At 72.1% G+C, this 12,195-nt stretch carries 13 protein-coding genes; 4 read left to right on the forward strand and 9 right to left on the reverse strand.

What is annotated here, in order from left to right; genetic code table 11:
• Positions 1 to 45: 45 nt before the first annotated feature.
• Positions 46 to 1,545: an MFS transporter gene (locus ABEG17_RS11580; protein WP_406829632.1), complete on the reverse strand. Its 1,500-nt coding sequence runs from the start codon at positions 1,543 to 1,545 to the stop codon at positions 46 to 48.
• Between the two features lie 100 nt (positions 1,546 to 1,645).
• Between ABEG17_RS11580 and ABEG17_RS11585 the strand changes: the two genes are divergently transcribed.
• Positions 1,646 to 2,260, forward strand: coding sequence for a TetR/AcrR family transcriptional regulator (locus ABEG17_RS11585; protein ID WP_406829633.1), 615 nt, complete (start codon positions 1,646 to 1,648; stop codon positions 2,258 to 2,260).
• Positions 2,261 to 2,328: 68 nt separating this feature from the next.
• Positions 2,329 to 3,414 carry an NAD(P)H-binding protein gene (locus ABEG17_RS11590; RefSeq protein ID WP_406829634.1) on the forward strand — a complete coding sequence of 362 codons (1,086 nt, stop codon included), beginning with the start codon at positions 2,329 to 2,331 and terminating at the stop codon, positions 3,412 to 3,414.
• Positions 3,415 to 3,441: 27 nt separating this feature from the next.
• Here the strand turns inward: ABEG17_RS11590 and ABEG17_RS11595 are convergent, their stop codons facing one another.
• Positions 3,442 to 3,906 (reverse strand): hypothetical protein, encoded by a 465-nt coding sequence (locus tag ABEG17_RS11595; protein WP_406829635.1) that lies wholly within the window; start codon positions 3,904 to 3,906, stop codon positions 3,442 to 3,444.
• 63 nt (positions 3,907 to 3,969) lie between these two features.
• Here ABEG17_RS11595 and ABEG17_RS11600 point away from each other — a divergent pair, with 63 nt between their 5' ends.
• Together ABEG17_RS11600 and ABEG17_RS11605 are read left to right on the forward strand one after the other, a co-directional pair.
• A complete protein-coding gene (locus ABEG17_RS11600) occupies positions 3,970 to 5,235 on the forward strand; it encodes a D-arabinono-1,4-lactone oxidase (protein WP_406829636.1) in 1,266 nt (421 codons plus the stop codon).
• 49 nt (positions 5,236 to 5,284) lie between these two features.
• Positions 5,285 to 5,908, forward strand: coding sequence for a TetR/AcrR family transcriptional regulator (locus ABEG17_RS11605; protein ID WP_406829637.1), 624 nt, complete (start codon positions 5,285 to 5,287; stop codon positions 5,906 to 5,908).
• 33 nt (positions 5,909 to 5,941) lie between these two features.
• Here ABEG17_RS11605 and ABEG17_RS11610 read toward each other — a convergent pair whose 3' ends face one another.
• The 7 genes from ABEG17_RS11610 to paaA all read right to left on the reverse strand — a co-directional run bounded on the left by ABEG17_RS11610 (position 5,942) and on the right by paaA (position 12,109).
• Positions 5,942 to 6,811, reverse strand: coding sequence for a 3-hydroxyacyl-CoA dehydrogenase family protein (locus ABEG17_RS11610; protein WP_406829638.1), 870 nt, complete (start codon positions 6,809 to 6,811; stop codon positions 5,942 to 5,944).
• Between the two features lies 1 nt (position 6,812).
• Positions 6,813 to 7,991: a thiolase family protein gene (locus ABEG17_RS11615; RefSeq protein ID WP_406829639.1), complete on the reverse strand. Its 1,179-nt coding sequence runs from the start codon at positions 7,989 to 7,991 to the stop codon at positions 6,813 to 6,815.
• A gap of 103 nt (positions 7,992 to 8,094) precedes the next feature.
• Complete coding sequence (paaE, locus tag ABEG17_RS11620) at positions 8,095 to 9,195, reverse strand: 1,2-phenylacetyl-CoA epoxidase subunit PaaE (RefSeq protein ID WP_406829640.1); 1,101 nt, start codon at positions 9,193 to 9,195, stop codon at positions 8,095 to 8,097.
• Position 9,196: 1 nt separating this feature from the next.
• A complete protein-coding gene (paaD, locus tag ABEG17_RS11625; RefSeq protein WP_406829641.1) occupies positions 9,197 to 9,784 on the reverse strand; it encodes a 1,2-phenylacetyl-CoA epoxidase subunit PaaD in 588 nt (195 codons plus the stop codon).
• A gap of 11 nt (positions 9,785 to 9,795) precedes the next feature.
• Entirely contained in the window at positions 9,796 to 10,803 is a 1,008-nt protein-coding gene (gene paaC, locus ABEG17_RS11630; RefSeq protein ID WP_406829643.1) for a 1,2-phenylacetyl-CoA epoxidase subunit PaaC, read from the reverse strand.
• An 8-nt stretch (positions 10,804 to 10,811) separates the two neighbouring features.
• Entirely contained in the window at positions 10,812 to 11,135 is a 324-nt protein-coding gene (paaB, locus tag ABEG17_RS11635) for a 1,2-phenylacetyl-CoA epoxidase subunit PaaB (RefSeq protein ID WP_406829644.1), read from the reverse strand.
• A complete protein-coding gene (paaA, locus tag ABEG17_RS11640) occupies positions 11,132 to 12,109 on the reverse strand; it encodes a 1,2-phenylacetyl-CoA epoxidase subunit PaaA (RefSeq protein WP_406829645.1) in 978 nt (325 codons plus the stop codon). Before paaA ends, paaB begins: the two co-directional genes overlap by 4 nt.
• Positions 12,110 to 12,195: the final 86 nt, after the last annotated feature.

Consider the following 12,195-nt stretch of genomic DNA (forward strand, 5'->3'; position numbering starts at 1 on the left):
CCCGACCAACAGGTCGGGGGCCCTTCGCCATGCGGGTTGCAGGCCCTACGCGGCGGGCGCCGTGACGGCCCGGTCGGCCCGCGGGGTGCGGTGCAGCTGTGACACGACGACGACGGTGAGCAGCAGCAGCCCGGCGGCGACGGTCAGGGCGGTCGACGCCCCGGCGACGAAGACGTGCTGGGACTGCTCCACGGCAGAACGGCCGTGCGACGGCTCGCTGGCGGCGTGCCGGGTGGCACTGCCGAACACGGTGACGAGCAGGGCCAGGCCCAGCGACCCGCCGACCTGCTGGGTGACGTTGACCAGCCCGGAGGCGGCACCCGCGTGCTGCGGCTCCACCTCGTGCAGGGAGGCACCGGTCAGGGGCACGAACGCCGTGCCGTTGCCGAGCCCGAGCAGGACGAGCGGCACGAGGATCGCCCAGTAGCTGCTCGTCTCGGACATCCGGCTGAGCAGGGCCAGGGCTGTCGTCGACAGGAGCGTCCCCACGACCATGACGCGACGCGGACCGAACTGCTCGACGAACCGTCGGGCGCTCAGCTGCGAGGCGAGGAACAGCGCCGCGGTCAGGGGCAGGAAGCCCAAGCCTGTCTGCAGCGGGCTGTAGTGGAGCACGTCCTGCAGGAACAACGTGGTGAAGAAGAACGTCCCCATGATCCCGGCCACGAGCAGCAACCGGCCCACGTAGGAGCCCGCGCGCGTGCGGTTGGAGAACAGCTCCAGCGGCACGATCGGGTGCTGGGCCCGTCGTTCGACGACGACGAACAGCGCGAGCAGCACCACGGCGGAGACGAACGATGCGATCGTCTCGGCATCGCTCCAGCCGGCCTCCGCGGCGCGGACGAACCCGTAGACCAGGGCCGTCATGCCCAGGCTCGAGCTCAGGGCGCCTGCGACGTCGATCCGCCCGGTCGACCGCGGGGTCTCGGGCACCACGAGCAGGGCGGCGGCGATGACCGCGAGGCCGATCGGGACGTTGACGAACATCACCCAGCGCCACGAGAACCACTGCGTGAGCAGGCCGCCCGCGATGAGACCGATCGCGGCACCACCGATGGAGACACCGGTGAACAGGCCCAGGGCGCGGGTGCGCTCGCGGGCGTCGGGGAAGGTCGACATGAGCAGGGCGAGGACGGCGGGTGCGGCGAGAGCGGCGCCGACGCCCTGGGCCGCGCGGGAGGCGACCAGCCAGGTCGAGGTCGTGGCGAACCCGCCGGCGAACGAGGCTGCCGCGAACAGCGCCATACCGGTGAGGAAGACCCGGCGCCGACCGAAGAGGTCGCCGGCGCGGGCGCCGAACAGCAGGAGCCCACCGAAGGCGAGCGTGTAGGCGGACAGCACCCACGACAGACCGGTCGGGGTGAAGTGCAACGCCGTCTGCATCCGGGGCAGGGCGACGTTCACGATGGTCGCGTCGAGCACGACCATGAGCTGGGCGGTGAGGATGACGCCGAGGACGACGGCGGGGGAGACGCGCAGGCGCGGCCCGCGCGAGGCGGACGACGCGGGGGTGGCCGCCGGAGCGGCGATGGTCTGGGCAGACACGAGGCCTTGCTCCTTCGAGTACAGTAGGTGGATAAGTGGAAGGACCCTCCGCATATGACAATACGGAGGCGGCCTCCGCTTTGCAAGTGTCATCGTGTCGATGGAGGTAACCCAGGTGGTCCCGACGCCCGCCACCGGCCAGGTCGAGGCCGAGCGGTCCAACGCCGAGCGGCCGATGCGCGCCGACGCGCAGCGCAACCACGAGCGGCTGGTCCTCGCCGCCCGTGAGGTGCTGCGCGAGTCCGGCACCGAGGCCTCGCTCGAGGAGATCGCCCGCCGCGCGGGGGTCGGCATCGGCACGCTCTACCGCCGCTTTCCCACCCGGTTGTCGCTGCTCGAAGCGGTCTACCGCGAGGACGTCGACGCCTTGGGCCAGCAGACCGAGCGGCTCGTCGAGACGCAGGAGCCGTGGGCCGCTCTCGAGCAGTGGGTCTGGGTGCTGCTCGACTACGCCGCGACCAAGCGGGCGCTGTTCCAGGAGCTGGTCGACGCCGTCGGCCGCGACTCCGAGATGCTCACCCACTCGCGCCAGGCGGTCAACGACGCGGCGACGGCCGTGCTCTCCAACGCGCAAAGGGCGGGCCTGGCCCGCAAGGACGTCGAGCCCTCAGACCTGCTCCGCCTCGTGGGCGGCTGCACCATGATGGGCGAGCTCGAGCCCGCGCAGCAGCAGCGGGTCGTGAGCATCGTCCTCGCAGGCATCCGCACCTCCTGACCCTCCCCCCACCCCGGGAGGCCGACCACTCTCCGCGGCGGTAGGTTCGCAGGAGTGCGGTGCCGTCGGTGCCGACCGGTCTGGAGGTGTTCGTGCGCGTCGTCGTCACCGGAGCGGGCGGTTACATCGGCAGTCGTCTCGTGCCGGCGCTGCTGGCGGCGGGGCACGACGTCACCGCGACGTTCACCCGCGCCGCGTCGGCGCAGCGCTTCTGGTGGGCGGATCAGGTTCGTGTCGTGGAGATGGACGTCCTCGACCGGGCCTCCGCGCGGGCTGCTTTCGCCGACGCGCAGGCCCTCTACTACCTGATCCACGGCCTCGGTGGCGACGACTTCGCCACCACCGACCGTGAGGGTGCCTACAACGCCGCCCACGCCGCCGTCCGCGCCGGGATCGAACGGATCGTCTACCTCGGCGGCCTGGTCCCTGACCTGCCCGACGGCGACCTCTCGCCGCACCTGCGCTCGCGCCTCGAGGTCGAGGGCGTCCTCACCGACTCGGGGGTGCCGACCGTCGCCCTGCGCGCCGCGATGGTCGTCGGCAGCGGCTCGACGTCGTTCGAGGTGATGCGCCAGATCAGCGAACGCCTTCCGGTGCAGGTGCTGCCCACGTGGATGCGCACCAGCCGCGTCGAGCCGATCGCCGTCACCGACGTCGTGGCGGCCCTCGTGGGCGCCCTGGACGCACCCGCGTCCAGCCGGGCCTACGACGTGGGCAGCGGCGAGCCCTTGGCGTATGCCGCGTTGCTACGCCGCTACGCGAAGCTCGCCGGCCTCACCCGGGTCCAGGTCAGCGTGCCGTTGCTGCCGACCGCGCTGGTCGCACGGCTGGCGCCGGTCCTGACCGCTGCACCACCGTCGACGGTGCAGACGCTGGTCGAGAGCCTGCACCACGACATGGTCTGCCGGGAGGACGACTTCCGCCGTGACCTGCTGCCGACCGGGCACCGGCTGATCTCGGTGGGACAGGCCCTCGAGCGGGCGCTGCACGTGCCCGGCGCCGGGGTGCCCGACGTGCGCCGCGACGTCATGGGACCGTTGCACTCCGACGCCGACTGGGCCGGCGGTCAGGTCTCTCGCACCGACGGCCGGCCGGTGCACCGACGGCTGGGCGGGTGGCGCGGGCTGCTCCTCGGACCGCCTCCACCGGGCTGAGGGTCGCGGTCGGTCGGTCGGTCGCGGTCAGCGTCGCGACTTCAGGTGGCGGTCGAGGTTGTGGGCGAAGCCGGCACCCATGGCCGCGATGACTCCCTGCATGGTGGTCTGCACCGCCGGCTTGGCGATCTTCGGGAACGGCAGGTCGACGTGCACGCCGAGGTCGATGGCGAGGTGGGTGCCGCTGCTCTTGTCGGACAAGGTGTAGGTGCCCTCGACGCCGGCGCGCTCGTCGCCCGCCGGTGTGTGGGTGAACTCGATCCGCTCCTGCGGCCGCAGGTCCATCCGCTCGGTGAAGGACAAGCCGATGCTCTTGCCGAGCACCTCGATGGGCGCGAGCTTCCACAGCCACGTGCCGCCGTGGTCCTCGATCGACCGCACCATCGGTGTCAGCTTCGCGACGAGGCCGGCGTCGCTGAGGACGGACCACACGGCGTCGCGGGTGAACGGCACCACGGCCGTGGAGCGCTTGGAAGCCGAGAAGACCGTCATGGCTCGAGTCTGGTGCATCGGCGAACAGGTCGCGTCCCGAGGGTCGATGTGCAGACTGGCCTCATGCTCGAACGCAACTGGGCCGGCAACCACACGTATGGCGCGCTGCGCCTTGCCCGTCCGCGTTCGGTGCCGGAGCTTCAGGAGCTCGTGGCCGGGGCCGACCACGTCCGGGCGCTGGGCTCCCGGCACTCCTTCACCGCGCTGGCCGACACCGACGGCGTCCTGGTCTCCGTCGCCGACCTCGCGGACCCGGCATGCTCGGACCCGGCAGGGTCGGGCGCGGTCGAGGTCGACGCACGGGCCAGGACCGCGACGGTTCCGGGCGGGGCGTCATACGGGTTGGTCGCCGCCGAGCTCGAGCGGCAGGGGTGGGCGCTCGCGTCCCTCGCCTCGCTCCCGCACATCAGCGTTGCGGGAGCCGTCGCCACGGGCACGCACGGGTCGGGTGATGGCACCGGGTCGTTGTCGGCTGCCGTCGCCGGGCTCGAGATGGTGGGCGCCGACGGGTGGCTCGTCCGTCTGCAGCGGGGAGCCGAGGGGTTCGACGGGAGCGTGGTGGCCTTGGGTGCCCTGGGGATCGTCACCCGCGTGACGCTCGACGTCGAGCCGACCTACGCCGTCCGCCAGGACGTCTTCACCGGGCTGCCGTGGTCGGTCGTGGAGTCCCACCTCGACGCGATCACCGGTGCCGCCGACAGCGTGAGCCTCTTCACGCGGTTCGACGACACCGGGGTCCGGCAGGTCTGGTGCAAGAGCCGCGGTGCCGAGTCGCCGTCCGACTTCTTCGGCGCCCCGCGGGCCACCCGGGTCCTGCACATGCTCGACGGCGCACCGGCCGAGTCGGTGACGGACCAGTCCGGCACCCCGGGTCCCTGGCTCGAACGGCTTCCGCACTTCCGGCTCGAGTTCACCCCGAGTCGCGGTGCGGAGCTGCAGAGCGAGTACCTCCTGCCGCGACGGCACGCGATCGAGGCGCTCGCCGTGCTGCGGCGGCTCCAGCCCGTGTTCGCACCGGTCCTGCAGAACGCCGAGATCCGCACGGTTGCAGCGGACCCGTTGTGGCTCAGCGGTTCCCACGACGAGGACGTGGTCGGGATCCACTTCACGTGGGAGCTCGACGAGCCGGCCGTGTATGCCGTCCTGCCGCACATCGAGGCCCTCCTGCTGCCGCTGGGTGGTCGCCCGCACTGGGGCAAGTGCTTCGTCGCCGCTGCCACCGAGCTGGCACCGCTGTACCCGAGGTGGGACGACTTCCGGCGGCTGCGCGAGTCGCGCGACCCGGAACGCAAGTTCGGCGGAGCGTTCCTCGACCGGGTCCTGGGCTGAGCGGTGGCACCGGCCTCGGGTGGCGAGCCGCCTGTGAGAGTGTGGCCGCGTGACTGACGCAGCGGCTGGTGTGCCTCGACGGGGGCGGCCCGGGTACGACCAGGAGACCGTGTTGCGCCGGGCCATCGAGCTCTTCAACGAGCAGGGCTACGACGGCACGAGCATGGGTGACCTCGCCCGCGAGCTGGGGTTCAGCAAGTCCGCCATCTACCACCACGTCCCGAGCAAGACCCACCTGTTGTCGCAGGCCCTCGACGAGGCCCTCGACGGGCTGACCGAGGTGCTCGACCAGGCGAGCCGCGAGGTCGCCGGCGCCACGGCATACGACCGGCTGAGGCGGGCTGTGCGGCTCAGTGTCGCGGTGCTGGTCGACCACCAGCCGGCGGTGACGCTCCTGCTGCGGGTGCGGGGCAACAGCGAGGTGGAGGTGGCCGCGCTGCGGCGGCGACGTGACCTGGACGCGAGGTTCGCCGCGCTGGTGCGCGAGGCCGTCGAGGAGGGCTCGCTGCGCTCGGACGTCCCGCCGGCGCTCGTGAGCCGGCTGCTCTTCGGCATGGTCAACTCACTGGTCGAGTGGCACCGCCCAGGGGGAGCGGTCGACGCCGAGCAGCTGTCCGATGCCATCACGACGATCGCCTTCGACGGTCTGGCCCTCAGGCCGCCCACCGCGTAGGCCGCCCACTTCCCTGGCCACCCCTCGTCGGCGTCACCAGTCGTAGAAGCCGCGGCCGGTCTTGCGACCCAGCTCGCCGGCGGCGACCTTGTCGCGCAGCACCTGCGGCGGCTCGAACCTCGGGCCCAGCTCACGCGTCAGGTGCTCGGCGATGGCGAGCCGCACGTCCAGCCCGACGATGTCGGTCGTCCGCAACGGGCCGACGGGGTGGCGGTAGCCGAGCGTCATGGCGGTGTCGATGTCGGCGGCCGAGGCCACGCCCTCCTGCACCATCCGCATCGCCTCGAGCGCGATGGCGACACCGAGGCGGCTGCTGGCGAACCCGGGGGAGTCCTGCACGGTGATGCCCGTCTTGCCCAGGGCGTCGACCCACCCGCGGGCCTGCTCGACGAGGGCCGGGGCGGTCTGCTCACCGACGACGACCTCGACGAGGTCGCTGGCCGGGACGGGGTTGAAGAAGTGCAGGCCGATGAAGCGCTCGGGGGCCTTGAGCCCGGCGGCGAGAGCGCTGACCGACAACGAGCTGGTGTTGGTGGCCAGCACCGCGTCCGGAGCCACCTGCTCGGCCCGGCGCAGCACTGCGAGCTTGAGCTCGGTGTCCTCCGGGACCGCTTCGACGACGAGACCGCAACCGGTGAGGTCGTCCGGGGTCGTGGTGACGCTGAGTGCGGTCAGCACCTCCTCGACGGTCGCCGGGAGCAGGCCCCGCTCGGCTGCCTTCCCGACGCTGGTGACCACCCGTCCGCGGGCAGCCTCGGCGAGGGCGTCGTCGCCCTCCACGACGACGACCCGTGATCCCGACACCAGGAACGCGTGCGCGATGCCCGCGCCCATGCGGCCACCGCCGTAGACGCCGACCGTCGAGGGGAGGGTGGGCGTGGTCACCGGCTGCTCCTCACCCATCTCAGACCCGCTCCACCAGGAGGGCGGCGCCCTGGCCGACGCCGACGCAGAGGGTGGCCAGGCCGCGGCGGGCCTGCGCCCGCTCCAGGCGGCCGACGAGCGTCAGCAGTATGCGGGTGCCCGAGGCCCCCAGCGGGTGCCCGAGGGCGATGGCGCCGCCGTCGGCGTTGACGATCTCCTCGTCCAGACCCAGGTCGCGCATGCACGCCAGCGACTGTGAGGCGAACGCCTCGTTGAGCTCGACGGCGTCGAGGTCGCCGACCGACCAGCCGGCGCGGTCGAGCGCCTTGTGGGTGGCCGGGACCGGGCCGATGCCCATCACCTCGGGCGCGACCCCGGCGCTGGCCGAGGCGACGAGTCGAGCCCGCGGCTGCAGGCCGTGGCGCGCGACGAACGCCTCGCTGGCGACGACGACCGCGGCGGCCCCGTCGTTGAGGGAGCTGGAGTTGCCTGCGGTCACGAGCCCGCCGGGGTGGTTGACCGGGCGCAGCTTCGCGAGCCGCTCGAGCGAGGTGTGGGCGCGCGGCCCCTCGTCGACGGCGAACTCACCGTCGCCCACCGGCACGGCCACGATCTCGTCGGCGAACCGCCCCGCCTCGATCGCTGCGACGGCCCGCTGGTGCGACCGCAGCGCGAACTCGTCGAGCTCCTCACGGGTCAGCCCCCAGCGCTCGGCGACCCGCTCTGCGGTCTGCGGCATCGACAGCGTGGTGTCGGCGTCGAAGCGCGGGTTGGTGAACCGCCAACCGATCGAGGTGTCGAACGTCGCCCCCGGCCGGGCGAACGCCTTGCCCGGCTTCTCCATCACCCACGGCGCGCGCGTCATCGACTCGACCCCACCGGCCACGACGAGGTCGGCGTCTCCCGAGGCGACCATCTGCCGCGCGGTCGCGACAGCGGTCAGGCCCGAGGCGCACAACCGGTTGACGGTGAACCCGGGCACCGACTGCGGCAGTCCCGCGAGCAGGGTCGCCATCCGCGCGACGTTGCGGTTGTCCTCGCCGGCCTGGTTCGCGGCACCGAGGACGACCTCGTCGACGAGCTCGGGGTCGATGCCGGCGCGCTCGACCGCCTCACGGACGACGAGCGCCGCGAGGTCGTCGGGGCGCACGGTGGCCAGCCCGCCGGCATACCGGCCGATCGGGGTCCGGGCTCCGTCGAGGAGGAAGGCCTCGGTCACGGTGGTGCTCCTTCGTGGGTTCAGGGCGGAGGGCTTCGGTATGGCGCGAAGCCGCGTTGAGCGGCGACGTCTCGCAGGCGCGCGGGGTCGCCGGTGTGCCGGGTCAGGCGTCGAAGTCGACGGTGACGGTGTCGCTGACGGGGTGGCTCTGGCAGGTGAGGACGAAGCCCTCCTCGACCTCGCGCTGCTCGAGGGCGTAGTTGCGGCGCATGTCGACCTCGCCCTCGCGGACCAGCGCACGGCAGGTGCCGCAGACGCCGCCCTTGCAGGCGAACGGCAGGTCGGTGCGGGATGCCTGCGCGGAGTCCAGGATCGACTGGCTGCGAGGCATCGGCGTGGTGGAGCTGAGGCCGTCGAGGATGACGGTGACGTCGCTCGTCTCACCCTCGACGACGGCGTCGGCACGGTGCAGCTCGGGCGGGGGCTCGTCGACGTAGAACAGCTCGAAGTGCACCTTGTCGGCCGGGACGTCGAGCTCGCTGAGGACCTCGCGCGCCGACTCGATCATGGCCAGCGGCCCGCAGAGCCAGACGTGGTCGACGTCGTGCACGGGGACGAGCACCTCGAACAGCCGACGCAGCCGGTCGGCGTCGAGGCGACCCGAGAACAGCTCGACGTCGCGTGGTTCCCGGGAGAGGACGTGCACGAGCTGGAAGCGGGACCCGTGGCGGTTCTTCAGGTCGGCGAGCTCCTCGGCGAACATCACCGACCCGGTGGTGCGGTTGCCGTAGAGGAGGGCGACCTCCGCCTCCGGGTTGGCCAGGACGGTGCTGGCGATCGACAGCATGGGCGTGATGCCCGAGCCGGCTGCGATGCACAGGTGGCGGCCTCCCTCGGCGGGGTCGGCGCGGAACGTGCCGTGCGGGGTCTGCACCTCGACCTCGTCACCCGCGCGGAGCTCGTGCAGCAGCCACTGGGAGAACAGGCCGCCGGGGATCTCGCGCACCCCGACGCGGGGACGGTCGCCGACCGCGGCGCAGATGGAGTAGGTGCGGCGGTGCTCGACGCCGTCGATGAAGCGGCGCAGCGTCAGCGACTGGCCGGCGGCGAACGCGTAGGCGTCGGCGAGCTCCTCCGGCACGTCGAAGCTCACGGCGGCGGCGTCGTCGGTCAGCTGTTCGATGCTGTGCACCGTCAGGGTGTGGAACGTGGGGGCGGGGCGTCGGGGCTTCTTCAGCAGCAGCGACGGGGCGGCCGAGGTCAACTCAGATCTCCTTGACGTGCTCGAACGGCTCGAGGCAGCTGGTGCAACGGTAGAGCGCCTTGCAGGCGGTGGGGCCGAACTCCGAGGTCAGCTCGGTCTGCGCCGATCCACAACGGGGACAGGCGATCTCGCGACGCGCCGGCAGGAGCGACAGGGGCACGGGACCGCTGCGCGCGGGGACCCGTCCCGGGGCGGACAGGCCGTGGTCGACCAGGGCCTGGCGGCCGCGCTCGGTGATCCAGTCGCTCGACCACGCCGGGGTGAGGGAGACGCGCACCCGGGCGTCCGGCATACCCGCCTCCTGCAGGGACCGCACGAGGTCGTCACGCATCGTGGCCATGGCGGGGCAGCCGGAGTAGGTCGGGGTGATCGCGACCACGACGTGGCCGTCCTGGTCGACCTCGACCTCACGCAGGACACCGAGGTCCTCCAGGGTCAGCATCGGCATCTCCGGGTCGGTGACGGTCCGCGCCACCTCGATCGCCTTGTCCCGCAGGGCAGCTCGCACCCCCTCCTGCTCGGTCGATGTGAACGCGCCCGGGTTTCCGAGCGTGTTGACATCGACCCGGGGAGAGGTTGAGGGAGCCACCGTCACCACGGTCACCACTTCCCCAGGGGATGCGCGCGGGCCACCACCTGCATCTCGGCGAGCAGCAGGCTGAGCGCCTCGGTGTGGAGGCCATCGCGTCCCTGCCGGCCCTGGACCGTGGCGAGCGCGCCTCCGGTCGGCTGGTCGACACCACTGACGGCGAACACCTGCGCCAGCACCACGGCGACGTCGTCGGCGGTGCTGGCCGGGTCGACGCCGACACCGGCGGCTGCCACCCGGGCCTCGACCTCGTGCGTCGCGAACAGCTCGGCCTGGAACGGCCAGACCAGCGCGAGGGCGGCGTCGAGCCGGCGACGCGACTCCTGCGTGCCCTGGGCCAAGGTGAGGAACCACCGGCCGGCGTAGTCGCGGGTGTAGGTCAGCTCCTTGACGCCCTTGGCAGCCACGGCGGCCAGCACGTGGTCGCGGCTGGAGGCGAGGCGCTCGAGCAGGGCCAGACGGGCGGTGGCGAACACCAGCAGCTTGACGATGGTCACGGCGAAGTCACCGTTGTCGGTCTCGACGAGCCGCACGTTGCGGAACTGCCCGGCCTCACGGAAGAACGCCAGCGCGTCCTCGGGCGGGACCGGCGAGCCTCCGGGGAGTGCCGGCACGAGCGACGGATCGGCGGCCGCGGCGCGGGCGAGCAGCAGCCTGGCCTGGCCGAGGAGGTCGAGCGCGATGTTGGCCAGTGCGATGTCCTCCTCGAGGTCCGGTGCCCGGCTGGTCCACTGCGAGAGCCGCTGCGAGGCGATGAGCGCGTCGTCGGCGAGCATGAGGCAGTAGGTGCCGAGGTCGTGGGCGTCGACGCCGTCGGGGACGGTCGTGTCGACGCCGGCGAGAGGGTCCTCGAAGTCGGTGCCGAAGGCCCAGTGCGACGGGTCGCCGCCCAGCAGGCCGTCGTAGACGGACCCGTGGGCGTCGGCAGGGTCGGGAGCGGGGTGCGAGGGGGCCTCGGCAGCGGGGTGCGAGGGGGCTTCGGCAGCGGGGTGCGAGGCGGGCTCGACGTGGTCGGTCATCGCAGGCCTCACATGTGGGGGACGTTGTCGGGGATCTCGTAGAACGTCGGGTGCCGGTAGACCTTGTCGTTGCTCGGCGCGAACATCGGGTCCTTCTCGTCCGGGCTCGACGCGGCGATCTCCTTGGACTGCACCACCCAGATGCTCACGCCCTCGTTGCGCCGTGTGTAGACGTCCCGGGCATGACGCAGCGCCATGTCGTCGTCGGCAGCGTGCAGCGAGCCGACGTGCACGTGGTTGAGACCTCGCTTGCCGCGGACGAACACCTCGTACAACGGCCACTCCGCCTTCACGCCACCGGTGGGGGTGGCTGCGTTCTCCGGCGTGCTCATGCGGCACCCCCGGCGGCGGACGCGACCGAAGCCTGCTTCGCGGCATACGCCGTCGCAGCCTCACGCACCCAGGCTCCGTCCTCGTGGGCCTTGCGGCGGTGGGCGATCCGCTGCGCGTTGCACGGGCCGTTGCCCTTGACCACCTGCATGAACTCGTCCCAGTCGGGCTGGCCGAAGTCGTGGTGGCCGCGCTCGGCGTTCCAGCGCAGCTCCGGGTCGGGGAAGGTCACGCCCAGGGCGGCCGCCTGTGGCATCGACATGTCGACGAACCGCTGGCGCAGGTCGTCGTTGCTGTTGCGCTTGATGCCCCACGCCATCGACTGCGCCGAGTTGGGCGACTCGTCGTCGGGCGGGCCGAACATCATCAGCGCCGGCCACCAGAACCGGTTGACCGACTCCTGCACCATGGCCCGCTGCTCGTCGGTGCCCTGCATCATCGTCATCAGCAGCTCGTAGCCCTGCCGCTGGTGGAAGGACTCCTCCTTGCAGATGCGGATCATCGCGCGCCCGTACGGCCCGAACGACGTGCGGCACAGCGGCACCTGGTTGCAGATGGCGGCGCCGTCGACGAGCCAGCCGATGGTGCCCACGTCGGCGTAGGACAGGGTCGGGTAGTTGAAGATCGAGGAGTACTTCTGCGCGCCCGAGATGAGCTTCTCGGTGAGCTCACCGCGGCTGACCCCGAGGGTCTCGCAGGCGGAGTAGAGGTAGAGCCCGTGGCCGGCCTCGTCCTGCACCTTGGCCAGCAGGATCGCCTTGCGCCGCAACGACGGGGCGCGGCCGATCCAGGCGCCCTCGGGCTGCATGCCGATGATCTCGGAGTGCGCGTGCTGGGCGACCTGGCGGATCAGGGTCTTCCGGTAGCCGTCGGGCATCCAGTCGCGCGGCTCGATCCGGTCGCCGTGCCCGATGGTCGTGTCGAAGCCCGCCTGCAGCGGGTCGGCGCCTGTGGTGTCGGTGGCGGTGTCGGTCATGGGTCCTCCACGAGTTGAAGACACGGGTCGGTGGCACGGGGGAGTCGGCGCGGTCAATTACTGACCGAACGGTCTGTAATAGTTTC

It is taken from the genome of Pedococcus sp. KACC 23699 (assembly GCF_045348425.1).
Classification (GTDB): Bacteria; Actinomycetota; Actinomycetes; order Actinomycetales; family Dermatophilaceae; genus Pedococcus.

Bases quoted from the DNA above. Each gene is read 5' to 3' on its own strand.
- ABEG17_RS11585 (WP_406829633.1), top strand. From the start codon at position 1,646: ATGGAGGTAACCCAGGTGGTCCCGACGCCCGCCACCGGCCAGGTCGAG.
- ABEG17_RS11595 (WP_406829635.1), bottom strand. From the start codon at position 3,906: ATGACGGTCTTCTCGGCTTCCAAGCGCTCCACGGCCGTGGTGCCGTTC.
- ABEG17_RS11600 (WP_406829636.1), top strand. From the start codon at position 3,970: ATGCTCGAACGCAACTGGGCCGGCAACCACACGTATGGCGCGCTGCGC.
- ABEG17_RS11610 (WP_406829638.1), bottom strand. From the start codon at position 6,811: ATGGGTGAGGAGCAGCCGGTGACCACGCCCACCCTCCCCTCGACGGTC.
- paaC (WP_406829643.1), bottom strand. From the start codon at position 10,803: ATGACCGACCACGTCGAGCCCGCCTCGCACCCCGCTGCCGAAGCCCCC.
- paaB (WP_406829644.1), bottom strand. From the start codon at position 11,135: ATGAGCACGCCGGAGAACGCAGCCACCCCCACCGGTGGCGTGAAGGCG.
- paaA (WP_406829645.1), bottom strand. From the start codon at position 12,109: ATGACCGACACCGCCACCGACACCACAGGCGCCGACCCGCTGCAGGCG.